Annotated in this window: 22 protein-coding genes; 4 read left to right on the plus strand and 18 right to left on the minus strand. The window is 31.4% G+C overall.

Translation table 11 applies throughout. The features are described from left to right. Nucleotides 1-59: 59 nt before the first annotated feature. The 14 genes from N4A55_RS01830 to N4A55_RS01890 form a co-directional block, all read right to left on the minus strand. Nucleotides 60-4,316, minus strand: a complete 4,257-nt coding sequence (locus N4A55_RS01830; RefSeq protein WP_334303774.1) for an acyl-CoA dehydratase activase-related protein — start codon at nucleotides 4,314-4,316, stop codon at nucleotides 60-62. A gap of 144 nt (nucleotides 4,317-4,460) precedes the next feature. Then, nucleotides 4,461-9,458: an Ig-like domain-containing alpha-2-macroglobulin family protein gene (locus tag N4A55_RS01835; RefSeq protein ID WP_293753705.1), complete on the minus strand. Its 4,998-nt coding sequence runs from the start codon at nucleotides 9,456-9,458 to the stop codon at nucleotides 4,461-4,463. Between the two features lie 162 nt (nucleotides 9,459-9,620). Then, nucleotides 9,621-10,139, minus strand: a complete 519-nt coding sequence (locus N4A55_RS01840) for a GNAT family N-acetyltransferase (protein WP_293753706.1) — start codon at nucleotides 10,137-10,139, stop codon at nucleotides 9,621-9,623. 50 nt (nucleotides 10,140-10,189) lie between these two features. Further along, entirely contained in the window at nucleotides 10,190-10,339 is a 150-nt protein-coding gene (locus N4A55_RS16995) for an amidohydrolase family protein (RefSeq protein ID WP_443083806.1), read from the minus strand. Further along, nucleotides 10,340-10,822: a hypothetical protein gene (locus tag N4A55_RS01845; RefSeq protein ID WP_293753707.1), complete on the minus strand. Its 483-nt coding sequence runs from the start codon at nucleotides 10,820-10,822 to the stop codon at nucleotides 10,340-10,342. Between the two features lie 351 nt (nucleotides 10,823-11,173). After that, nucleotides 11,174-12,106, minus strand: a complete 933-nt coding sequence (locus tag N4A55_RS01850; RefSeq protein WP_293753709.1) for an alanine-tRNA synthetase second additional domain-containing protein — start codon at nucleotides 12,104-12,106, stop codon at nucleotides 11,174-11,176. Nucleotides 12,107-12,366: 260 nt separating this feature from the next. Further along, complete coding sequence (locus N4A55_RS01855) at nucleotides 12,367-13,248, minus strand: hypothetical protein (protein ID WP_293753710.1); 882 nt, start codon at nucleotides 13,246-13,248, stop codon at nucleotides 12,367-12,369. 140 nt (nucleotides 13,249-13,388) lie between these two features. Further along, nucleotides 13,389-13,706 carry a DUF4387 domain-containing protein gene (locus N4A55_RS01860; protein WP_330666280.1) on the minus strand — a complete coding sequence of 106 codons (318 nt, stop codon included), beginning with the start codon at nucleotides 13,704-13,706 and terminating at the stop codon, nucleotides 13,389-13,391. 27 nt (nucleotides 13,707-13,733) lie between these two features. Continuing rightward, nucleotides 13,734-15,092 carry an acyclic terpene utilization AtuA family protein gene (locus N4A55_RS01865; RefSeq protein WP_293753711.1) on the minus strand — a complete coding sequence of 453 codons (1,359 nt, stop codon included), beginning with the start codon at nucleotides 15,090-15,092 and terminating at the stop codon, nucleotides 13,734-13,736. Nucleotides 15,093-15,286: 194 nt separating this feature from the next. Further along, complete coding sequence (locus N4A55_RS01870) at nucleotides 15,287-16,546, minus strand: methylaspartate ammonia-lyase (protein ID WP_293753712.1); 1,260 nt, start codon at nucleotides 16,544-16,546, stop codon at nucleotides 15,287-15,289. Between the two features lie 46 nt (nucleotides 16,547-16,592). Beyond that, a complete protein-coding gene (locus N4A55_RS01875; RefSeq protein ID WP_293753713.1) occupies nucleotides 16,593-18,044 on the minus strand; it encodes a methylaspartate mutase subunit E in 1,452 nt (483 codons plus the stop codon). Between the two features lies 1 nt (nucleotide 18,045). Next, complete coding sequence (gene glmL / locus N4A55_RS01880; protein ID WP_293753714.1) at nucleotides 18,046-19,437, minus strand: methylaspartate mutase accessory protein GlmL; 1,392 nt, start codon at nucleotides 19,435-19,437, stop codon at nucleotides 18,046-18,048. Then, entirely contained in the window at nucleotides 19,437-19,853 is a 417-nt protein-coding gene (glmS, locus tag N4A55_RS01885; protein ID WP_293753715.1) for a methylaspartate mutase subunit S, read from the minus strand. The genes glmL and glmS overlap by 1 nt, the downstream gene beginning before the upstream one ends. Before the next feature lie 414 nt (nucleotides 19,854-20,267). Beyond that, a complete protein-coding gene (locus tag N4A55_RS01890) occupies nucleotides 20,268-21,380 on the minus strand; it encodes an anaerobic sulfatase maturase (RefSeq protein WP_293753716.1) in 1,113 nt (370 codons plus the stop codon). Between the two features lie 405 nt (nucleotides 21,381-21,785). Here N4A55_RS01890 and N4A55_RS01895 point away from each other — a divergent pair, with 405 nt between their 5' ends. The 4 genes from N4A55_RS01895 (at nucleotide 21,786) to N4A55_RS01910 (ending at nucleotide 23,650) form a co-directional block, all read left to right on the plus strand. After that, a complete protein-coding gene (locus N4A55_RS01895; protein WP_293753717.1) occupies nucleotides 21,786-22,520 on the plus strand; it encodes an HAD-IB family hydrolase in 735 nt (244 codons plus the stop codon). 104 nt (nucleotides 22,521-22,624) lie between these two features. After that, complete coding sequence (locus N4A55_RS01900) at nucleotides 22,625-22,816, plus strand: spore coat associated protein CotJA (RefSeq protein ID WP_293753718.1); 192 nt, start codon at nucleotides 22,625-22,627, stop codon at nucleotides 22,814-22,816. Further along, complete coding sequence (locus N4A55_RS01905; protein WP_293753719.1) at nucleotides 22,816-23,064, plus strand: spore coat protein CotJB; 249 nt, start codon at nucleotides 22,816-22,818, stop codon at nucleotides 23,062-23,064. Before N4A55_RS01900 ends, N4A55_RS01905 begins: the two co-directional genes overlap by 1 nt. A gap of 13 nt (nucleotides 23,065-23,077) precedes the next feature. Then, nucleotides 23,078-23,650, plus strand: a complete 573-nt coding sequence (locus tag N4A55_RS01910; RefSeq protein WP_293753720.1) for a manganese catalase family protein — start codon at nucleotides 23,078-23,080, stop codon at nucleotides 23,648-23,650. A gap of 610 nt (nucleotides 23,651-24,260) precedes the next feature. On the opposite strand, the gene N4A55_RS01915 is transcribed toward N4A55_RS01910, so the two are convergent. The 4 genes from N4A55_RS01915 to N4A55_RS01930 form a co-directional block, all read right to left on the minus strand. Beyond that, nucleotides 24,261-24,488 carry a hypothetical protein gene (locus N4A55_RS01915; protein ID WP_293753721.1) on the minus strand — a complete coding sequence of 76 codons (228 nt, stop codon included), beginning with the start codon at nucleotides 24,486-24,488 and terminating at the stop codon, nucleotides 24,261-24,263. Nucleotides 24,489-24,610: 122 nt separating this feature from the next. Next, a complete protein-coding gene (locus N4A55_RS01920) occupies nucleotides 24,611-25,336 on the minus strand; it encodes a geobacillin-26 family protein (protein ID WP_293753722.1) in 726 nt (241 codons plus the stop codon). 281 nt (nucleotides 25,337-25,617) lie between these two features. Further along, a complete protein-coding gene (locus N4A55_RS01925; protein WP_293753723.1) occupies nucleotides 25,618-26,007 on the minus strand; it encodes a hypothetical protein in 390 nt (129 codons plus the stop codon). Continuing rightward, nucleotides 26,007-26,309 carry a hypothetical protein gene (locus N4A55_RS01930; RefSeq protein WP_293753725.1) on the minus strand — a complete coding sequence of 101 codons (303 nt, stop codon included), beginning with the start codon at nucleotides 26,307-26,309 and terminating at the stop codon, nucleotides 26,007-26,009. The genes N4A55_RS01925 and N4A55_RS01930 overlap by 1 nt, the downstream gene beginning before the upstream one ends. Nucleotides 26,310-26,509: the final 200 nt, after the last annotated feature.

Below are 26,509 nucleotides of genomic sequence, written 5' to 3' on the forward strand. Positions count from 1 at the left end.
AAATTAGTGTAATACAGCAATAAAAGGGGCTTTTGGATATAATACCGCCCCTTTTTATTTTATTTAATTTTTTTCTTACCTACTATTTTTTCTGTATTCTCCAAATCCTTAAATGCTACTGCAAACATTAATTTTATTCGATTAAGTTGATTCACTTCACTAGCTCCAGGATCATAATCTACTGTTAATAAGTTAGCCTCTGGGTATCTTTCTTTTAGAGCTCTTAGCATTCCCTTTCCTGTTACATGGTTAGGCAGACAAGCAAAAGGCTGCATACATATAATATTTTTCACACCGCTCTCAAGTAACTCAACCATCTCAGCTGTTAAAAACCAGCCTTCTCCAGCATGATTACCTAGAGAAAGAATATTCTCTGCTCCTCTAGCTAGTTGTCCGATAGTCCTTGAATTCTGAAATCTATTACTATTTTTAAGTGCTTCTCTCTGATGTCTTCTAAATGCTTCCACATATTTAATAGCAATATCACATGCCAAAGCTTTTACTTTACTCTTACCTAGATACCTGCTTTTAAACTTCGAATTATATACACTATATAAGAAGAAATCTATTAAGTCAGGAACAACTGCTTCTCCACCCTCTTTTTCAATCATTTTCACTATTTGATTGTTAGAGAATGGATTGAATTTAACAAATATTTCTCCTGTCAAGCCTATTTTGGGTATTCTAACATCATATAGAGGTATTTTGTCAAAATCATCTACGATACCCCTTATGATATCTGGTCTAAGCTTACTATCATTAGTTATATTATCTATACATATCTTCTTCCATTTGTCATGCAACCTTTTTGTTGAACCTTTTATCTTTTCATAAGGTCTTGTCCTGTATATTAATTGCATGAACAAGTCTCCGTACAATATTGACATTATCATTCTATTTATCATAGTTAAATTCAATTTGAATCCTGGGTTTTTTTCATATCCCACTGCATTTAATGATAAAACGGGAATATCAGAAAATCCAGCATCTTGTAATGCTTTTCTGATGATGGCTATATAATTAGTAGCTCTACATACTCCTCCAGTCTGAGATATTATTACTGACGTATTGTTTCTATCATAGTTACCATACTTTAATGCACATAATATCTGCCCCACTATTAAGATAGAAGGATAACATGTATCATTGTTAACGTATTTAAGCCCCTCTTTTAATACTTTTTCATTGACATGTGGAAGTATTTTAAGGTTGTAACCGCAACTGTTTATAGCTTCCTCCAGTAATTCAAAATGTATAGGAGATAACTGCGGAGCAAGAATAGTATGAGTTTTTTTCATTTCTTGTGTAAATATCCTCTTTTTATAAAAATCTTTAACATGAATAGATGTAATTCTATTTTTTTGTCTTTCATCCATTGCCGCTTTCAATGATCTAAGTCTTATTCTTGCTGCTCCTAGATTATTGACTTCATCTATTTTTATCAATGTATACAGCTTATTATTATTTTCTAATATCTCTGCTACCATATCTGTTGCTATAGCGTCTAATCCACAACCAAATGAGTTTAGTTGAACTATTTCAAGATAATCTGTTGTTGTTACAAAACTAGCAGCTCTATAGGTCCTTGAATGGTATGTCCATTGGTCAACCACTCTTAATGGATTATTTATTTTACCTAGATGAGCAACTGAATCTTCTGTTAGTACTGCCATACCTAGATTGTTGATTAACTCTGGTATTCCATGATTTATCTCAGGGTCTATATGATATGGTCTTCCACATAGAACTATTCCTTTTTTACCAGTTTCTTTTAGGTATTCTAAGGTCTCTTCTCCCTTTTTCCTGATATCCTCTTTGAAAGCTTCATTTTCATCCCAAGCAATTTTTAGTGCTCTATCTACTTCTTTCTTATCCACACCATAATCTTTAAAAGTCTCATGTAGTACCTTAGCCAGTGCATTTTTATTATCCAAAGTCAAAAATGGATCTAGGAATTTGATATTTTTCTCTTCAAGTATTTTCATATTGTTTTTTATAACCTCTGGGTAAGAGATTACCAGTGCACAGTTTAGATTATTATCACTTGAAGCAAATTCTTTTTTCTCATAGAATATACATGGATAGAATATCATATCTACTTGTTTTTCTATTAGACTCATAATATGTCCATGAGTAATCTTTGCTGGATAACAAGCTGATTCAGATGGTATTGTTTCCATTCCTTTTTCATAGATTTTCTTATTACTTCTTGGAGAAATAAGCACTCTGAAACCTAATTCTGTAAAGAATGTAAACCAAAGGGGATAATTTTGGTATATATTCATGACTCTAGGAATTCCTATTACTGCTTTTGCTTTGTCCTTACTAATAGGCTTATAACTGAATAATCGTTGTAATTTGTATTGATATAGATTGGGCAAGTTCTCTTCAATGTAACTAGCACCACTTCCTCTTTCACAACGATTGCCACTTACAAAACTTCTATCATCTTCGAATTCATTAATTGTCAGCAAGCAGTTATTAGCACATAAACCACATCTACGATGATGTATCTTTCTGTTGAAACTATTTAGCTTATCTTTTGTCAATAAGCTTGTTACTTCCCCCTTGGTATATCTTTCTTTTGCAATTAATGCACATCCATACGCACCCATCATTCCAGCTATTTCTGGTCTTACTACCTGTCTACCTGATATTAATTCAAAACTTCTAAGAACAGCATCATTGTAAAAAGTACCGCCTTGAACTATTATCTTCTCTCCCATTTCCTCTGGATTCTTTATCTTGATAACTTTTTGTAATGCATTGTTAATTAATGAATAGGATAATCCTGCTGATATATCACCTATTGTAGCACCTTCTTTTTGGGCTTGTTTTACTCTAGAATTCATGAAAACTGTACATCTTGAACCTAAGTCAACTGGTTCTTCTGCAAAAAGAGCTTTTTGGCTGAATTCTTCTATTGTTAGATTAAGAGATTCAGCGAAAGTTTCAAGAAAAGAACCGCAACCTGAACTACATGCTTCATTAAGCATGATATTCTCTATCACTCCATTTTTCACCTTCAAGCACTTCATATCTTGTCCGCCAATATCTAATATAAATTCCACTCCTGGCAAAAATCCTTCTGCTGCCTTATAATGTGCAACTGTCTCAATTTCCCCTATATCTATTTTTAACGCACTTTTTATTAATCCTTCTCCATATCCTGTAACAGCTGTTTTAACAATCTTAGCACCATTAGGCAGTTTATTATATATGTCCTTTAGAACATCTATTACAATCTTTAATGGTCGTCCCTCATTACTGTTATAATAGCTATAAAGTATCTCATGATTGTCTCCCATCAGAATTATTTTTGTAGTCGTTGACCCAGCATCTATTCCTAGATAGCATTTTCCTATGTAATCAGATAAATCCTTTCTAGGTACGCTATCTCTTGTATGTCTTTTTCTAAATTCATTTAATTCATTGGTATCCCTAAATAACGCTCTTAATCTTTTGACCCCATAATCTGTGCTTTTGTCTAACTCCTCTAATCTATCAAATAATTCCTTTGTTGTTATGGAATCATGTTTCATTGAATTAATTGCCGCCCCTATAGCAATAAAATAATGGGAATCAAGAGGAAATATGACTTGGTCTTCTTTTAGCTTTAGGGTTTCAATGAATCTTTTTCTAAGTTCAGACAAAAAATAAAGGGGACCTCCTAGAAAAGCCACATTACCTTTTATAGGTCTGCCACATGCTAGGTTACTTATTGTTTGTGTCACAATACTTTGAAAAATGGATACAGCTATATCCTCTTTTGCTGCCCCTTCATTAAGTAATGGTTGTATATCGCTTTTGGCAAATACACCGCATCTTGCCGCAATAGGATATATATTATTGTAGCTCTTTGCCAATTCATTAAGTCCCATTGGATCAGTTTTCAATAACGAAGCCATCTGATCTATAAATGCACCTGTACCTCCAGCACAAGTACCATTCATCCTTTGTTCAACACCATTAGTGAAATAAATTATCTTAGCATCTTCTCCACCAAGTTCAATAGCTACATCTGTCTTAGGCGCTAGATTTTCTATAGCCAGACTACATGATATTACTTCTTGAATAAAAGGTATACCTAATTTTTCAGATATCCCAAGTCCTGCTGAACCACTGACATTAATTGTTATATCACTGTCATTATATTTATTGTATACCTCTTTAATCAGCTCTTTGACATTTTCTTTTATATCTGAATAGTGTCTCTTATATTTACTGAATATTATTTTTTTTTGTTGATTTAGTACTACAATTTTAATTGTTGTAGAACCTATATCAAAACCAACATGTAAATTTTTTTCCAATATAAATCTCTCCTATTTTACATTTTGGTAAACCACTCATTGGTTTTACCATTATATAGATAATTCCCTTTTTTGTTGAAACTTATAATAGGAGAGTTAAATTTAACATAAAACAACCACCTTACGGTGGTTGCCTAATAATATAGTCTACTTAGTTATTGCTATTTCATTAGTATCTGATATCTTAATACTTTCTTTTACCTTATTACCAGAAACAATAGTTCCATCTGCTTTATAAGTTCCTGGTGTAACAACTCTAGCATAATAGTATAATTCCTCATCATATTCATAATTCTTACTAATATGCATTGTTACTTTTTGACCTTCAACATCTTTATAATAGTACCACCCATCATGACGAAGACCAAAATTCCCTGAATATTCAATAGGTACAAGACCTGATGGTGCATAATCAGTAACAGTATAATACTTATCAATAGCATTTTTATCAATATCCACATCTATGACTACTTTAACTATATCAGATTGATTGAATGTATTAGTCTTTTTGCCTGTAGCATAATTATAATATTCTCTCTTAACTGTTAAATTATCATCTTGTTTACTATTATTAATTAATGCTTTATTGTAAACTGCTATTAATGCCACATCTCCCTCTACACTATTAACCTTGAACTGATTAAGATTAGCAGAAGGTATATCAATGGTTATAGGCCAACCATCTTTAATTACTTTTTCATAAGCTATTCCTTGATAAGTATAAGTTATTTTTGGTTTTTTGGTACTTACTTTGTCTATCTCACCTATTATATAAGTTAATTTCTCACTGTTCACTAGTATTTCTTTTGAATAAGTTGTAGTCACATATTCATAATATAAATCTTTGTCATCCATATCTAACTTAGAAGCCAACATCATCATAAGAGCTGTATACTCTAAGTATTTATCTTCTGATTTTCCATAATTTATTCTTTTTACTGTTTTATACTCTTCTTCATACTCTGCTATCTTATTATCATATATGTTAGTTGCTTTATAGCTGTCACCAAGTTCACTATATGCAAGTGATAGATATAGATAATCTTTTAGATTAAGATTAGATATTTTCTCTATCTTCTGAATATCTAATAATACTGGGTCTCCTAAAATTGCTAATCCATAAAGGGCTACTGCCTTGTTTCTGCTTTTATCGTTACCTAATTCGTTGTATAAATACTTTTTAACTTTTTCTGTGTTTATATCATCTTTTATTATAGGTAATAACTTAACAGTTGTTTCTATATCGCTTTCAGCATATGGAAGTATTGCGAACCCACCATCACTTACTTGATAATCAGATATTTTAACCTCATCTTTTAAAATATCTTTCATATCGAATGTATCAGTAATCATTTTGCTTGCCATGTAAGACAAATATTTTTGATCTATCCTCTTACCACCATTGTACATAAGGGAATAAAGCTCAGGTACGAATTTACCTCTTCCTTTATCAACCATTGTTAAATTAGTAATACCTCTATCGTTAGTCTTGATTTTCATACCCTTAACTAAATCATAGTAATCTGCTACTTTCATCTCATGGTATGTCTTTACTACATTTATTGTCTGTTTGATACCATCAGTATTGCCTGATTCTGAAATTGCCTTTACTACTATATCATAGGTTCCTTCTTCCTTCATCTCCCATAGAGGAATATTGACTCTTTCAAAGGTTTTTCCAGTAGCTGTTACTTCATAATCCGTTCCTTCTGCTGTTACTTGATATTTAACATTTTCTCCTTCTTTTAATTCTTTTCCATATACACTAACCCCTATATATGGTTTATCCCCTACTAAATATGTCTTGTTAAGACTTGTGTTTATGAAATATGGTAATGATACTATAAGTTCTTCTTTATTAGACCCAGCCTTTAATGTTTTGGAAATGCCTGCAAATGTCATACGCCATGAAGTTACATTATCAGGTAATCTAAATGTGAATGTTCCCTCACCGTTTTCATCCAATTTAATTGTCCTGAACAATGCGGTATCTTTAAATACTGATCTTACATAAACATCAGCTGAATCAGATTTAGTATTCATCATCATTGGAGATTCGCTAACAGCTTCATCGCAACTTTTTTCTGTATCCATACCAAATCTTAATCCAAAATGGTTCATGTTATTACTCATGTTGTTATGTGAACTATAAGTGCTGCCAATACCTCCATGAACCCATTGGTATAATTCTTCTAATGTATCTATTTCATTATCATTTAATTTCAATAATGCTTCGTCAACTAGACTAGCATTTACATATACATCTTTTGCAGGTATATTTTTATTTTCTTCTTTTGAATATATCATAGCTTTCAATGAGACTTTACACAAATCTCCAGGTTTATAGTTATCTTTATCTGTCTTGGCAGTAAATATAATCCTGTTTTTTTCAAAATCTAATCTTGGAGAAAAACTCTCAGCTTCTACGTATGTTTTACCATTAAAGTATATTCCCCTAATCTCTACATTTGGTATAGAACTTTCATCAAATATTTTTTTATACTCTGGAGAATTATTGACTTCATAATCCTTTATTCCATTTTGAGCTGTTACATATAGAAAACTACCTTTTTCTAATATCTTATCCTTATTGACAAACTTGATATTCATTTCTTCTTCAACGTAATAAGAATCTTTATCAGTTTTTAACATATAGCGGTCTTCCATATTTTCACTTGAATTAGGAGGATTCGGCATCCTATAATTTCCAAAGTATTGGCTGAATTTCATTTTTCTACCATGAGAATCAACTGTGTTAAGTTCTGCAGTATAATAGCAATCTCTTACATCTGGTAAGACTACCTTAATCTCTGCTTTTCCATCTTTATCTGTTACTAACACGACATCTTTTACTTTAGTGGTTTCTTTATAATATTCATATTGCTTTCTTACAACTTTATTGATGAAATCATAATACTCGCCTATTTCTTTTCTCTTCCATTCATTTTTGTATACTGTTCCTGTTATCTTTTGACCTTCTTTAGCTTCACCTAAATAATCATTATAATCTTTGGCAGTATCATTATTCAGTCTAGTCAAATCGTATTTATTTACTTGAACAGCTAGAGTACCTTTTTTTCCTTCTATATGGCTGTCAATATCTACATTGATATCATTTATGAATACCCTTACATCTTCACTTCCATAGATTTCACCAGATTCTGGAAGCTGTGCGTAAGCATTTATTCTAATCCTTTTGATACCTTGAGTTCCGTCTACATATTTGGGAGTGTAAGAAACACTAACATTTCCTTTTTTATCAGATGTCATTGTTCCATTTTTATGTTCAAAACCATTGATATTATAGTTAACATCAAGATTAGAAACGGGTGTTCCTTCAAAAAATAATGTATTGATATCAAAATTCACTACTTCATTAAGGAATATGGCTTCTTTGTCTTTTGAAAGCTCAATCTTATATGCTGGTTTTACATAATTCTTAACATCAATATAACTTGTTGATATAACCTGATCTTTTTGTTTAACAGATATCTGATAGCTACCTTCTTCTAGATTAGGTAATTTGATTTTGCCATTATAAAAACCATTATCAGTTTCTATAGTTGTTTTTTCGTATGGCATCTCATCAGAGAATGGTAAGTAATCCCAGTAGAACCATCCTCCTTGTGATATTTCTACAGTGATATCTTTTATCTTCTCGTCTTCATATCTATTCTGTAGAAATCCCCAGAATTCAACTGTATCGTCAGGCTTATACATGCCTCTGTCTGTTTGGAAGTACTTCCAATAATATTTACTTGCAGAATCTCTACCATACATAGCAAAATCTACTAATACTGCACTTTTGTTACCTGCTTCTATTTTGTATATGGTATTTTCTGTTTTATCATTATTCTTTCTATTAATTTCTACGATACCTTTTTCATTGCTTTTATAAGTTTCTTTTCCTTCATATAATGTTACAACACCATTATTAACTGGTTTACCTGTTTTCAAATCATTCAACCATAAGATATTTCTACTATCTATAGAAGGATTATTGGAGTTCCCTGTTGTATTTGCATCTCTGTACAAAATCATATCTCTTTCACCAGAACTCATATAGTAAAAACTAAGGTCTGTTACTTGTACGAATGTTTGGAAAGTAATATCTTCCCAGCTGCAATCTATTATATAATATCCATTTGGTAATTTATCAGGTAGATTAATAAATTTTTGATTATAGTCTTCAATATCTATAGGCTGCTTATAATCCATGACTTTTGAAAGACCTTTTGTCTCAATCTTTTCATCTTCATGTCCAAAATAAGACCATCTTGGTATTTTATTATATTTGCTTATAGCCTCAGCAAAATCATCCATGGATTTGTAAGAGTAAACATTAACTGATATTGGCGTTTTCGCTAATTTTTCATTATAAATATAATAATCCATTGGAATTATTGGTTTTTCTGAAGTTGAAAATTCATTTATTATATTCTTGAAATTAAAATAACCATCTGGCTCTTTGTATTCATTATTCTTCTTAGGAGCTGTTTCAAAACCGAAAACATAATCCTCTTTTAATACTTGTTCTGATTCATTAAGTTTTAGTCCTTTTTTCAGTGTCACAGTGTAAAGAGTTTTAGGCTCTAAACCACCTTTTGGAGCAAAGACTACAACATTTCCATGAGTCTCAAATTTTCCATTTACTTTTGGGCTGATTTCAAAAAAATCTTTTACATCAGCATTCTCATGACTAAAATAAAACTCTATTCCTGTATTAGTTGGAACATTAACGGATTCATTACGTGGTAATACACCCAGTAATGAGAAATCAGACATTGTTTGGAATGTCCAAGTTATATCTTTGAAGCTAAATGTATATAAACTATTTTTTTCTAACTCCTTAGCTAGAGTTATTATGAAACCTTCTTCAGTTTTTTTTGCACTGTATTCTATATCTCCCTCAATTTTTAAACCTTCTTTAATTTCATTAAGTGCCAAAGACTTGTCATCATCTGCTTTTAACAAGAATGTTGTTTTTGTATTGATTCCTGTACTATCAAACTTCTGTGGTATAAGTGCATATCCATTTCTAAATTCCTCTGCGTTCACATCCATTCCTTTATATATGGAACTACCATTAAATAAAGTTATAAAAAGTACAGCCATCAATACTAAACTCACAACTTTTTTCTTCATTACTCATTCCCCTTTCTTAACTATCATAATTAATCAAGTTTAGTAAATGGCAATAATGTCATTTATTTTTAACTTATATATCTTAGACGTAAACATTAAAATAAAGTTCCATATTTTGATAAAAATATAATAAAATATTGAATTGGTTAATAGATATGCTGATTATAAATATTTTTCCATCCTTATGTCTTCTCTCCACTTACCTTCATAATAAACAAAATTCTTGACTCTAGCAAATTCTTCGTAACCTATTTTTTCATAGAAAGCCCTTGCTCGTTTATTGTATTCAAAAACACCTAACTCAATGCGTTTCATTCCTAACATTCTACATTCCTCTTCTAAAAAATCCATAGCCTTAAGAGCTACTCCTTTACCTCTATACTCTTTTTCACCTATACAGATACTGATCCAGCCTGTATTCTTCTCTTTTTTCTTAACATGTGGTGGATCAATCATGATAGATAGATCTCCTATAGGTTTTGTACCATCTTTTATCAAATAAATGTGTTTATCATTACCACCAGCGTTTTTAAATAATTCTTTTGGTTCACGGTCTGGCATTTCACCTTCTGTTAAATTGGCTCCAATAAAATATTTTATTTCTGGATCGTTGCTCCATTTTGCAATATATTCAAATGGTTCTATTTGTTTTTTGTCAATTTCTTCAAATGTTATTTTCATAGTTTTACCTCTCTAGTATTTGATATTAATATTATATCATAAATTATGGTCTACAAGCTGAATACTCTTTTTGCATTATTATAGAAAACATCTTTATAATATTTTTTTGGTAAGAGTTTTTTAACAAACTCAATATACGCCTTAGTGTCTACCAAAGGCCAATCAGAACCATATAGTATCTTGTTCTTCCTGTATTGTATCTAGTGTAAATTCACCATCAATAATTTATCCTTAATGTTACCTTTGTATTTAAGATGATTCGTTATATTTTTATCTTCTATTCCTTTAATCTCTATATCAAGATTTTTCTCACTCTTATTAATGCACTCATACTGCACCTTATAATCATTACCGATAACTAAATCTTTTTTATCCACTCTTGCCTTTATTTTATAGTCATCTGTTTCAATACAAGTCAAACCTCTACCATTTTTCTCGAATTCCATCTTAAGAGTGATTCCATCTTTTTCCCACATGTATTCATAATATTCGAAGTCACCTTCACTTCTGCCGTCACTTTCAATCTTAATCTCCCTTACACTGTCATCATACCAATCAAAAGTATTGAAGTATTCTTTAACAGCTTCAGTACGCATGACATATGGCATAAATAAGATGAGTACTTCCATCTCTTCTTTCCCAGAAGAATCCACATTTTTTATAAACTGGTACAGCTTTATCATTACCTTGCCCCCTTCTAATTCTTAAAAACTGGATAAAAAAATAAGCCATATTATCTACAGCTTTGTATAATAAAAAAAACTGTAGTGTAAACTACAGTAATCTTACTAATATTAATTAATATATAAAAACTGTAGGTCTGTACCTACAGCTAAATATAACTTATTATTATAACTAGACAGCATCCTTCAACTGTAGGTCATGTTGTTCAATTATATTATATTGTTTGTTTTTCCCGGTATTTATATTAGTTTTTAACATTTACATGACCTCCTTTTCACTAATTCTATTTATTTGCTCATTCATAATATCATGAAAATTATTCTATTTCTAGTATTAATTATATATATATCTTATAGATGATACTTCAAGCTATTTAATTCATTAATATTAATTTTCTCTTCAAAACCTATAATGCCTATTAATGCATAGCTATTAGTCAATGGATTATATTTTAATTCCTTCACCAATTGAAAATGTTCTATTTCAGAAGAATTCTTTAGATGTATTCTTGGTCCAGTACATGGGAATTTAATATTATCTATAGATATATGATTATCATCAACATAACACACATCAACATTTTTCTTAATAAGTTCCTTAGTCTTTTCCTCTAGAACATCAATATCTATATTAGGTTTAGTGTCAAATTCTAGAACAAAACCATGTTTTACGTCGTTATGTCCCTCACAATGTTCAAATCCAAATTGCTTTTCTAGAACAAAACCAGTTAAATCCTCTGCTGTATGAGCCATTCTTCTGTATTTAATTGATTTGTGAACAATATTTGCGATATCCCCTGGACATGGACCAAATATACTAGGTCGAGTCACAATAACTTCTTCTCCTATACCAATGATTATATCTGCATTAATATTAAGATATGGATAAAGCAATTCAAAATGTTCCACAATTACTCTCTTTCCATTATTGATAGCTTCTTTTACTGCATCAGCCAACATATATATCTGTGTAAATGCTGATTCGAATCTAACATCAATATGATACGTATGACTACTAAAGAAACCTGTATCCACTCCATCTAATAATGGTAGAGGTCTTACATTAACTCCGTCGTCATCATTGGTGAGTTCAAGTCCCGGAAACATGCCTTTAATAAAAACCGATTTTCCAGCTCCTGCATCCCCAATAACTCCTACAAGATTATCTAGTGGACTCAAATATCTCTGTGATATCTGATGACCTAGATTCAATAATCTTTTCCTACCCCTAGGTGCAAAATAAACGGAATACATTAACGCTTCCTGTAATAATGTTATAGCCATGATATCACTTCCTTTACATAATCATCAATAGATGATATATTATTATACTCTATATAATAAATATAGGGTACACATACAGTATCTATATTAAAACTTTTCATGCTTTCACCTCATATCTATTCTTAACAACATAGTATCATGACAAACGTATAATGATACTGTTATTTTAATTATAGATAATAAGATGAGCAAAATCAATAAAGATTTTAATATTATTCAACTGTTGTGACCCTATATATCATATAAAATCAATTTAACTGTTATGCTACATTTTGATTAATATAATTTCTTACTAAATCGTAATTAACTTTAATACTGTAATTAAAATTATTATTTTCCTCTATTCTATTTCTTCTACTTCTTTCAAATAATTTGAATTTGAGGAATGCAGTTCTACACTCTTCACAATATACCAAATGGCATTGGTAGTATTCTTCAGTTTTTTTGTCTTTGCTAACATGTTTTTGGATTATTTCTTCCAAAAATACATCCATATTCATATCTTTCACTAATGTTTCTAGTTCAACAAAGAAAGCTTTTCCATTAGCTTTTGGGATATTGAATATCTTTTTACTCTTTCTATACTTACTACAAGTATCACAATATTCATTTCCACCACTTATACTTAATCCAGCTAATAAACAACCCACAATAATACCAATATAATCAATTATAGCCATTACCCAACCAAAAGTCGGGTTAGATACTTCTCCTAATTGCTGTGAACGACGACTAAAAGTAATTGGTGTATTTTCTATCAAATATTTATTGTAATTAATGAAAGTCATTCTCCCATAACCATCTATCTCATAATTACTTATATGATCCCCATCCAAAGTATAAACAATATCCCCTGTTTCTCCATCAAAACAAGTTAAATAATATGTAGTATATTTAATAGATACTAGGCATATAATTGCCATTAGCACACCAATGAAAAGATGCGGTTTTTTTATTTTCTTCTGTGAAAAGAATAGCCCTTTAAAAAATCCAAAGCCACATACATAACCTACTGCAATAGCTCCTGCTGGAATAATAAAAAACAATGAAAAATGAATGATCTGAAAATCTGTAAATATCATTATAACTACTGGTAAAGCAATACTTACTACTAATGATAATACTCCTAAAATAATACTCATAGTTATCCTCCGTTAATATAGTTTAATTTATTTAATACAATGCTATAGATAAACATAGCTTTCATATTATAACAAATAAGTCGCTTATTGTTAATTAGTAATAAATATCTATATATATATAGGTATTTATTCTTTATTGTCTATAGGTCCACCTCTAAATCAACCAAAGGTGCATGCTGTTGAGCACCATAAACATCTGTCTCACCTAACCTCCCAGATGCCATAGGACGGACTATTGTCGCTTTTATTGCTTTTGCTGGTTTGAATTCTATTATATCAATAACATCTTCAACTGGTATATGATACAAATCAGCTATAACTTTCTCATTGATAATTTTTTTCTCACAAGCTTTTTCAAATATTTCCCAATCTTTAAAAATAATATCAAAAGTCAACTCATAAGGACCAGCATTTTTACTTCTAATTACTTCTGCTATATCTTTTAACTTAATTTTCATGATACCAAATCCCTCCTTACTTAATCATTATACATTAACATAATCAATCTTAAACAACTCATATGGATCATCTACCTCCACTATATGATAGATACTGAATTCATACACCTCTCCTGCTTTAAAGTCAGAAGGTGAATATGGAAATGCCAAATTTCCAGCTGTAGATATTCTTCCATCATAACCATAATGAAGCATAGTAGACCTAGCAAAACTACATATTGTATTAGCAATCTTCTGAGTATCCGCTACCGCTTCTATGACAATACCAATCTCATGACTAGTTATTTCTTTCTTTGGTTCAAGAGAACCCATTACCGCATCTCTACCATACACTTTAAAATCCAAATGATATTTATAATCTGCATTCTTGAAATTATCTTTTACTCTATCTCTAACTTCTTGTATAATTGATTCAATCTGAGAAATCATTATACTATCTCTAGTCCCTGCTATTGAAACTGTTCTATAACCAACCTTCTTAGTTCCTTCCAATTTAACAGTATAAACATCAGAAGGTACGAATTTTGAACCAGTAACTTTTACGATATTATCTGTTTCTTGATGAAACTTAGTATCCTGCAAATCTAATATTCCACCAGGTCCTGGCAATATATAAGGATTAGTCTTTTCATACAAAGTATGTGCCGCTACAGACAAAGTAGTACATTTTCTAATAGGGTTAAGAGGTTCCAACCTAAAATTATCCTCTCCTAAGTAACCAAACATACAATCACTTCCACTACCAGGTGTAGCCGCAATACTTGCACACTCCAATATCTTACCCATATGAAGTGCCAAACCAGCATCAAAACCATCCTTGACCGCTAACGCAGCAAAAACAGTAGGATCATATGCTCTACCAGCAATAATAACTTCTGCCCCTTCTTCCAGTGCCTTAATAATAGGTTCAAGCCCCATTTGACCCACAATACGCTCTGTCTTCTCCAACTCTTCTAAAGTCAACTCTGGAACAGGATGCAAAGGTTTTACTTTCCCATCCAACAGCTTATTAATAACATACTCTTTCTCAATCTCAGCATGTATAACAGCCATCTTAAAAGACAAACCATTATCTTCACCTATACTCTTAACTATCTCAACAACCTCCTGTAAATGAGGCTCTCCACCCGAACCACCAGCAGTACCAACAATAACAGGAATACCATTCTCTCTTGCAGCCTTTATCATAATCTCCAAATCTCTCTTAACAGCCGATTCATCAGTAAAAGAAATTCCAGCTCCAAGATAATAAGGTCCCGGATCAGTAGAACCAGCATCAACCGCTATAACATGAGGTTTTCTCTTCATACCTTCTTCAAATGATTTCATAGGAAAACCATAACCCAATATAGCCGTCGGAGACAACACTCTCAATTCTCTACTCATTATAAAATCCCATCCTTTCTCTAATTTCAATCCAACTACTTAATTTATCTTAAATATACTTATATCCACAATCATGCGTCAATTAATCAGTCGAAGGGTAAAAAGTGTACTAATCACGCAGACCGACCGCTTCCCAGGGTAAGGCAAGTGATTAGTACACTTTTCTACCCTGACCGACTTACCCTAACTGAAAACTAAACCAATTTATTTCTTTCCTTCATCTCCCTAATAGCCAATATCCTCTCCATCTCATTAAAAACAATCATATATCCTTCATCCACACCCATTCCAGGTTTCGCAAGAATCTGAACTGGTTCTGTAGCCATAGCCAAATGCACACAGACTTGTGATGACCTATCAGTCTCATTACAAGTACCGCCTTGATAAGCCCCTATTCCTTTTTCCTTACAATACAAAACAGCTTCAATAGTATTATTGATACCACCAAGGTCTGGAGTCTTAATCTGAATCATATGTCCTGCTCTATTATCAGCAAAATACTTAATATCATCAAATGTATTACACCACTCATCAGCTACTATCTCAACATGAACTCCATTATCATCCAATTTTTCACAAAGTTCACTCAAAGCTTTCATCTGAGCTGTTCTTTCTTCCATATCCATAGGTCCTTCAATTCTTAAAGTCAATGGATGAGCCGCTTCCTCAAGCTCCTTAAGATACTCAACCATTCTGTCGCAATCATTATTAAAGATAAGTCCAATAGTACCATATACATCTATATGGATAACTGGCTGATAATCATTATTATCTCTTATTTCAACAACCCTATCACGAATCCACATAATATATTTCTTTAACAACTCGCCTTGTTCCCCTAATTTCAACTTAACATTATTAATAAGACCATGAGGTAGAATATCAGCACCTTTCAATATCATCTTATCAACGTTATTATATCTATCATCTCCAGATTGCATAAATATAGGAATCTCTACCTTAGAAACAGTTGTATCATATTCATCTGCAACCACTTCTGCCATTATCAACTTTTTACTCTTAGCTACAGCATCTAAAATAGCTTGAGTAACTCCATATCTAACAGCTGTATGCAATCTTTCACCTGAAGGTAATACATAATTATCAATTTCTTCAGCTAAATCTTTAAAACTAGTTAATTCTCTACCTACTAATACTGGTTTAATATATTTGTCTATGATTGGTATATATTCTTTTGCAAGAAACAGTGGATCTCTTCCACCTGCCCCAGAATACTGAACTGCTGCACAATCCCCATAAGCTATTTGTCCATCTTCTAATAGAATCATAACTGATATAGCCTCACCAGCCTGCCTTACAGAACTAAATCCTTTGGTAATTGGTTCCCCACTATATGTAGCTCCATTTTGTACAGCATGTTTTTTTATTGCTCTCTGGTCATCAAAGAAAAAACCTGTTTTCCCTTCCGATAGAATAACGTCTACAATTCTCATTTTTTTCATTCCTTTCTAAGAATACAATTACAGTATCTCTACTATTTTATCTTGGTCTTCCTACCAATCTTCCTTTACCTATTGCATATATATCATCAATAACCATTTGGAAACTCATATCTCTTTTTTCATATTTCGCTCTTTCAAGCATTTTACTATAATGATAATCTTTGATTTCTTTCGTAAATGGTATATTGGCACATTCTAAGAATCTAACTGCTCCCATGTTATCTCTAGCTGGAAATACTTTTCCTGCATTTTGTCTACTTGGTGCAAAAGGTATGTCTATAACACCTGCCGCAAATGCTCTTAGAGTTCCAACAGCAATGTCACCTTCCCCAAGTTCTATAGTCTTATCTATAATGCAACGTGTTTCAGCCTTTATTATATTCTTCTCTTCCTCTAGCTCCTTAGTTAGTTCCATCTTCTGATCTCTTAACATAGTAACAACTTGTTTTGTAGCTTTTATACCACTTGCATTAGCTTCTTTTGTTGGAACACCCATAGCTTCATGAGGTGTTTTTACTATTACTTTTGTAGCACCCGCTAATGCTGCTGTAGCTGCTCCCCATGAAATAACGCCAAATGCTTTTGATTCATCCTGTGGGAATCCACCCATCCATTGATGCAATACTGTAGTAACAACCACATCTTCATAACCAAATTTTTCCAGATATTCTTCTGTGAGTGTCTTGATAGTACTTATAGCCGCAACATCTTGAATTAAGTTACCACATTGTCCATAACCTACCGTAATATTCTTGACTCCTTGCTCTGCCGCAAGTAGACTTTCAATTATAGCCACACTATGGGAAATACACGGCGGTACTAATGTTCCCGTAAGAGGGCCAAAAGGTTCTCTGTTGATACTAATACCTGCCTCTTCATAGATACCCATAAGGCGGTCAACATATTGCCAATCATATATAGTTTTATCTAGGGGTATATTTTTTGAATATGGAATATTATAAGAGATTCCTCCACCTTCAAAGGAAGTAAACCCACCTGCTATTGTTATTTCAGCAAGCAATCTTGCATCAGGAGTACCATGTCTAACCTCAACTGGTACATTAACAGACTCATTAACTTTTCTACATAAAGATATGCCATGATTAACTGCAGGAAATCCGTTTAGAAGTGACCTTCCTGCTTTTCTACTTTCGTCTATTCCTTTTTGGGCTTCTTCATATCTATTGTGTCTAGTATAGCTATCAATAGTAGTAGGTAATAGATCAGCTTCCCCTTCATCTACTAGATAGTTAAGAAGTTCAATATGCTTATCAACTAATGCAACTCCTGCTCTTGGCTGAATTAGTGTATTACCCAATTTACTAGCTTCACTAAGTTTTCTGGAAAATATCTTATGTTCAGGAATGGCTTCATGGTATTTTACCGCTTCTTCAAAATCTACTTCTTTACCTGTTGACCACCCAAAAAGCACTTCATCCTGTATAGTTTTAAAAAGCTTACTATCTATCTTTTTATTTTTTAATTCCATATTAATCCACCTCTAAAATTAGTTTTATTTCATTTTTCATTATACTTAGTGCAATATCTGGGTATTTTACTGCTAATAATCCCATAGCAGCAAGTATATATTTGTTATCTATTAGAATCTTACCTCGCATAGGTTTTAATACTGTTGGTTCAAGAGGATCGAAAAGTGCTTCCTCCAAAACCTCCTTAGCCTTTTTACAATTAATTATTGGACCACCAGTTCCAATAATATTTCTCACAGTTGTCAAGTCTTTACCCGTCTGTACATAAGTCGCTCCAAAAGGAGTATAATGTGTTTCTATTGTTCCAACATGTCTTTTAGTAGCGTTTTTCACTGCTAATGAAGCTAACCCAAAGTCAAATTTTTCAAATATTTCATCTCTATCTGTTATATAACCAGGATTAGCTTTAATAAACTGCTGATATTCGTTAATTTGACTCTCTGTAAGTTCAGTCTTATTCAATAGTTCATCAATACCACAAGTACTTACTAGAGCATCTGCACTATATCTTACTCCTAAATCACCTTCAACAGTTCTTTTGACAAATGGCTCTGGAAGTCCTTTTAGAAGCACGCCTCCTTTACTGGGTAACCCCTCTGCTATGGAATGGATATCTGTGGTAGCTCCACCTACGTCAACAACTATCAAGTCTCCTATTCCTTTTTCCTTCTTAGTACCTTCTCCTAGAAGCTTAGCTGCTCCCAATACTGCAGAAGGTGTTGGCATTATAATACCTTCTATCAAATCCTTTACTCCCGAAAGTCCTTTGGCATAGACTATTCTTCTAAGAAAAACTTCTCTTATAGCAAGCCTAGCTGATTCAATGTTAAGAACATCAAGTTCAGGCATTACATTTTCACATATAGTAATCTCTTTTTCACTTAAAATATCTGCAACTTTTTCTTGTACCGATTTATTACCAGCTATAATAATAGGTGCTTTTGTCTCTAATGAAGCTAATATCTTAGCATTATGTAAAATAACTTCTTTGTTACCCCCATCTGTCCCACCTGTTAATAAAATAATATCTGGTCTAATGTTCTCTATCTCTTCTGCTTCACTCTCATTAAGTTCATAAGAAAACACTTTCATCACTTTAGCTCCTGCACTCAGTGCAGCTCGTTTAGCCGCTTCAGCAGTTAAATCTGGGACTAAGCCTATTGCTACCATCCTTAAGCCTCCAGCTGCACTACTACAAGCAAACATCTCTTTTATACACAAATCCTTATGCTTGGATTTAAGTTTATCTAGAGCATTATTCAGTCCTTCACATATATCTGATTCAATCGTTGTAAATGATTTTGAAGTTCCTATAACAGCTTTATTTTCAAGATTTACAGCAGTTAATTTGGTATAGGTACTGCCAAAATCGATAAGCAATACTGCTTCCATTAGTCATTCACTCCCAAATCTTCTTTGAGATCTTTAATAGATACATCTGGAAGTGTTCCTGGAGGATATACTTTGTTAAATCCCATATCTAAAAACTTCTGTTTAACTTCTTCAAAAGGAGTCTTACCCACTACTAAATTTCCACCAACATATAGTAAAATATCGCCAATACCTGCTTCTTTACATTTTTCTCTAAGTCCTCTACAATCTAGTTCTCCGTGTCCGTATAATGACGATACTAAAATAGCATCAGCTCCAGTCTCTATTGCTGCCTTAATATACTCTTCTTGTGAAACCATTACACCTAAGTTAATTACTTTGAACCCTGCTTTTTCAAATGCATATGCTAATATTTTATTCCCGACCGCATGAACATCTGCACCAATTACACCTAACACTATCTTTTTATTATTCATTTTGTCCCTCCAAATTACAATCAATTATTATTAAGGGTGTTATACCTAACATTAACTATGCCCTTAATATATAATGAATAATAGTATATGTCAATAGCTTTTTTATATATTATGCACAATTCACCAAAATAAATACTTGTTTTTTTGTAGCATTGTATACAATAATTCATGAATTACACTATACTAATCTACACCTCTACCATTATGTAATAATTATAATAATCATTGAATAATTATTACCAACAACATACCCTAGCTAAATTAATAAAACAAAATAATTTCTCCAATAACTTAGCAAAATAAAAGAGATACAGGTTTTACTCTAGTATCTCTTTGGCTTATTTTACATTGTTTTTATTTATGTTATCCTTAATAATTGTGTAATAGTTATTTCTATATTAATCCTATAAATGACTATCTAATATTTCTAGTAATTTGTATAAATCTTGGTAATGTATATTTATAAAATTCTTTATATGCATTACAGAAATAGTTCTTAGTGTACTTACCTTCAATTTTGGGTTCTTTATGTCTTTTACATCCTCCACGGCAAATTCTGTAAAATTCACAGTTTTGACATTCTGGATCAGTATTAATTGATTCTTTCAAAAATTTAACTGCTCTTTCTGATTTAAATATTTCATCAAGCCCTACGTCAACTACGTTACCTAATTTCCATTCATCTAGCACGTAAAAATCACAAGGGTATACGGAACCATCTGCTTCAATAACTGCATTTACAGAACAGTGACCTCTCATATCACAACTCTCTGGTTCATAACCCATAATTATTTGAACAATATTATCAAACATTCTTATACTTATCCCATTACCACTTACAAAATCTTCATACCATAGGTCAAAAATATTTTTTAAGAATATTTCATAATCTTTTGGAGTAAGTGAATAAGGATTTTTTCCTGGCTCTTCACCAATTTCATCTAAACAAGGTATGAATTGCAAGTATTTGAAGCCCTGTTTTTTATAAAAGTTATATACTTTCCTTCCATGCTTGGCAATGTGCTTATTAACTACACAGAGAATGTTATACATAACATCATATTTATCAAATAATTTAGTTGTTTTTAATATTCTATTGAAAGTTCCTTCTCCATTAGGATATATTCTATAGTAATTATGAATATCTTTGTAACCATCCATAGATATTCCTATTAAAAAATTATTATCATGAAAAAACGTTGCCCACTCTTCATCTATTACAATTCCATTGGTCTGTAATGCATTATTCACTTTAATGTTATTGGTATTATATTTTTTTTCAAATATGATAAGTTTTTTAAAAAAATCCAATGAAGCCATTGTTGGTTCTCCACCTTGGAAAGCAAATGTTACTTGTCCTTCAGCAAATTCAAAAGCTTTTTTAACCAATTGTTCCAATGTTTCTTCTGTCATTATTCCATAGTTCTTGACTTCTCTGCTATTCATTACATCATAATAAAAGCAATACTTACATCTTAGATTACAATTACCTGAAGCTGGTTTTATCAGTGTAGTAAGTGGTGGCATACTAACATCTCCTTGCATTATATGTCAATTATTTCATCAATATTCTAATTCGTATCTACTTATTATAACATTTTTTTATGTTCTTTTCAGCATATTTTATAATAAACTTTGTTTTTTACCACTTATAACTGCACTAAGACCTGCAATCTATTTTATTAGTGTTAATTACTTTAATTAAAATATAATTAATTAAATGTTGATTACAGAATATCTATCTTTCATCTAACTCACTTTATAATAAAAAATTATTAAAACACATACAGTTAAATTAACAAATAATGTATAATAAATATAATAATAATTTAATACTAACTATTATAATGTGTTTTTATTAGCATAACAGAGATGGATAGCGTATATTGTATATATACATTCAATTAATCCGACAAGAAAGGTGGTCATAATATGAGCAGAATTGCAGCTTTTTTTGATATTGATGGAACTTTATATAGAGAAGGTCTTATAACTGAGATATTCAAGAAATTGATTAAATCAGAAATCATCGATAAGCAAAGATGGTATAACGAAGTTAGAGAAAAATATGTTAAATGGGATAAACGTATTGGTAATTATGATGATTATTTAATAAAAATGGCTGAAATATATATTGATGCTATTAAAGGTCTTCATAAAACCCAAATTGAATTTATAGCAGGTAAGGTTATTGAACAAAAGGGTGATAGAGTCTATACCTACACTAGAAATAAAATAAAATGGCATACCAAGCAAGGTCATAAAGTTATTACTGTATCTGGTTCACCATTTGAATTGGTTAGTGCCATGTCCAAGAAACATGGGTTTCATGATTTTATTGGTTCCATGTATTTGACCAATGACAAAGATATTTACACTGGTGAAGTAACTCCTATGTGGGATAGTGTTAATAAAAAGAAAGCAATTAATGAATTAGTGAAAAAATATGACATTGATTTATCAAAATCCTATGCATATGGGGATACCGCTGGAGATTTTTCCATGTTAAAATCAGTTGCATTTCCAGTAGCTATTAATCCAACAAGAGAACTTGTCAATAAGCTGAAAAATGATCCCCAGACATCCTCAAAAGTCCAAATTATAGTAGAAAGAAAAGATATGGTTTATAAGTTATCTCCTTCTGATATAACCTTAGAAAACAATTGATAATATCTTGTATAATATTAAGATATTTTTTTGTTAATTGGAAAAACACTAATTATACTTAATTAACATATGCTAATTTATAGACATTTATAAGGAGTATATTAATGCGAGATATATACAACTCAAACAATGATAAGAATGCATCTATAAAGCAACCAGAACCCGAGATTAGATTGGCAACGGCTTATATCCCCAATCAGCCTTATGTGGGACTAGTCCCTTTACAAGAAGGTTTCCATAGAGGAAGTATGTTCCCTAATCTATATCAACCTTATCGTGATTGGAGGCGTCATTAATGTATGATAAAAAATTAATGAGAGATATACAACAATTAGGATTTGCTGCCTTAGACCTTAATCTATATCTAGATACCCATCCTGATTGTAAAAGAGCAATTTCGGATTATAATGTTATACAACGTCAATATGAAAACAAGAGACGCATTTATGAATTAAATGTGGGTCCACTAATTAACTTTGGTATGTCTCCTAGCAAATATCCATGGGAATGGTTAGATGGACCATGGCCCTGGGAAAATGAATAAAGGAGGATAAAGTATGTGGTTATATGAAAAGAGATTACAATTTCCTGTTAATATCAAAAATAAAGATCTAAGAATGGCAGGATTACTAGTTACCCAGTATGGAGGACCTGACGGGGAATTAGGTGCTGCTATTCGATATCTTAATCAGAGATATGCTATGCCTACTAATAAAACAAAAGGGTTGTTAACGGATATTGGAACTGAAGAATTAGCCCATGTAGAAATAATATCCGCAATGATCTACCAACTACTTAAAGGTGCAACAATCCAAGAATTGAAAGACGCTGGATTAGCTCCACATTACGCCCAACACGATCATGGTCTGTTCCCAACTGATGCTAGCGGTGTTCCTTTCACTGTAGCAGGTATCGGCTCATTGGGTGACCCTGTTACTGACTTACACGAGGACCTTGCTGCTGAGCAAAAAGCTAGAGCGACTTATGAGCACCTTATGAATCTCACTGATGATCCTGACCTAATTGAACCATTGAAATTCTTACGCCAAAGAGAAGTAATTCATTTCCAAAGATTTGGTGAAGCTCTTGATGATGTTCAGAATGAATTAAACAGAAAGAAATATTATTAAAATTAAGTTATTACTAGTTTTAATACATATAAACTAATCATACAAATAATTTAAGCTAGAATTTGCATAATGCATTAATCTAGCTTATTTATTTATCTTTTTTTATTAATTTTACTTTATAGGAAAGGTATTATATTGATAATGTTATTAATCTATTTTTTTCATCGAAATATTTCATATAATCTTTATAATCACCACTAATTGTATACGTATCTTTTATATTACTAATAATGATAGCGTTAATTTACTGTAGGAAATGAAAGGATAGAATAATCCCTTTATGATAATATAAGAATGTAGTTCTAGTTTATCACATTTTAAAATATTTTGTATTTTATTTTTTGTAATATTTCGTTTGCTATAGTAAAAATAAAGTTTGCCTATAAATAGTAATGAATATTATAGCGCAAACTTTTTTATTTTTATTTAAGTCGATTTAGATTAAACGTGCTGTTTATATATACGGATATAATTATAGCCTACTACAGGTGTAGGCTATAATACTTATGTTCTTAAAACTTTTCATAGAAAAGAAATTTACAAATATTATTTTAACTCTCAATTATATTACTATTTTTATTGCAATTTAGCTAATTTAATCAAAAATTATTTAGCTCGATTTGCTTTTATTTATTTCAGTTAAATCAGTTCTAGAAATAAACCTATTATGATCAATAAAACTAATAATGAAGAGCACAATAATTAGTATATCTGCTAATATACTTAGACTTATAGAAGTCATATATAGAACTCCGATAGCAAGCATAGCAAAAGCATAGCAAAGAGTGTAAATCAATTTCTTAGATAAATGCTCAATATTTTCTTTGTCCTCAATCAAACTACAATTCCTCTTTAGCTTTAAATATAAATATACTTTTACATTCATATAAGTGTAGTATAAAAAAACTATAGCTATAAGAGTTATCATCATTATCCTAATAAATGTCTCAATCATATACATTAGAAATGCATGTTATCAGTTGCATAGTATACTTCCCAGTAAGCGAGGAGACAGTTATTGCATGCATTTCCTACTTTTATAAGAGCATGAACCGATGCACCGGTTGCCCCAGTTGCAGCAACAATAGAAGTAATAGCAGCAGGAGTTAAAATTCCACCTGATGCAACAGCCATACCAGAGATAAAACCAGAGGCTGCAGTAGTTACTAATGCCATCCCGTATTTACCAACAGCCGACCACTCCAAATCATTTAAAGTGTCAACAACTTCTTTCCATTTGTCAAGTTCATTCTCATTTGAACTGTTTTCATTGCACTTAAAATAAAATTGCCCTGATCCAGATTCTTTTGATCTCTCAAGATTCCATTCAAATGGATTTCCTGTCCAGATATCATATTCATAGTTACAAAAAGTATCTTGATGAATCTTTGATCTTGTTTGTCCTATAAATAAGGCTACTTCTTCATCTATGGCTTCTAAAGAGCCAGCAGATACTTTGTCTGTTTCAATATCTCGCACAAACATCTGTATAGTATTTTCTACAGTATCATATACCGTTGTATACTCTGATATCCCATCTGTTGTGACAGCAGTACGAACACCATTTACCTCAGTAACAGATGTACCCAAGTCAAAACTACCAGCAGCCATACTAACATTAGTAGTACAAATTACAAGACTAAAAACAATAACTAGTGAAAAAACACTCTTAAAAATACGTTTCATACAATCCTCCTTTAATAATTTAATTATAACTCCTAATACATTTTACTATAATAACCTTATAAAAAATGTAGAACTTTGCAAGTAAAATTCGTAAAGTAACGATAACTTTAGACTAATACTAATTTGACATTTAGTATAATAAGGTATCACAATCAAAGACCACCATTAGTCTTATATACCCTTAATCGTGATATTTTATCGACTCCAATCTTTGACCATCCCAATGGGTAGTAAACTTATAATAACAAAAAGAGGTGCTTTCTTTCTATTCTCCAATTTTCCTACAGTAACTTTACGCTAACACTAATAATATCTTTTAACTTATTAGCAAATTCTTGTTCCGTAATTTCTTCTTCTAACAGTCCATTAATAATAAAATTTTGTTTATTTAACTGTTCATATATATCATTAAAATTATTCTGCAACATAATACTCTTGTATGTTTTCGTCACATCATTTAACAGTTCTAAATCCTCTTGTGAATAAGATTCTTTTACTAAATACTTATCAATTGCAAATAAATAATTATCAAATTCTATAAGTAAATTCATATTACTCACTGCTATATCTTTTCTGATATTCTTAATATGAACAATTTGGCAAACGTTAATTGTAATAGATATAATTAATAATACTAATATTATTAACCTTGTTTTATTTTTCATTTTCATTAAAAGTCCTTCTGACTATTAACTATTTCATCTGGTAGATACGTATATTCAGCACCTTGAAATCCAAAACTTACTCCCCAAGGGTATGAAACAGAAGGAGTTGCTCCAAATGCATTATGTGCATATTTAAAAGAAAACTTAGCATTTTCCATTTTGCCAACTTGAGATAAATATGCAGTTCCATAACCTTTTTTTGCCCAGGGATTCTTTTGTGGACTAGCATAACTATTAACAGGTAAAATTAAAATAAAAACTAAGATTATCGCACTTACGCTTTTAATTACTTTTATTATACTATTCATTTTTACATCTCCTCTTTAAATATTCAATAAATATAATAATAAAATTATAAAATACCTTTTCTTAAACTACCCACCTGCTAAAGCAGGTGGATTTATGGCATAAATGCCGAGGACTGAAAGTCCTAATTGGTCCTGGGCTAAAGCCCACTAAAGTTCTAAGCTAGAAGCTTAATTAATATGTTGAGTAAACTCAATCCTCC

Source organism: Vallitalea sp., from assembly GCF_025211055.1.
Taxonomy (GTDB): Bacteria; Bacillota; Clostridia; order Lachnospirales; family Vallitaleaceae; genus Vallitalea.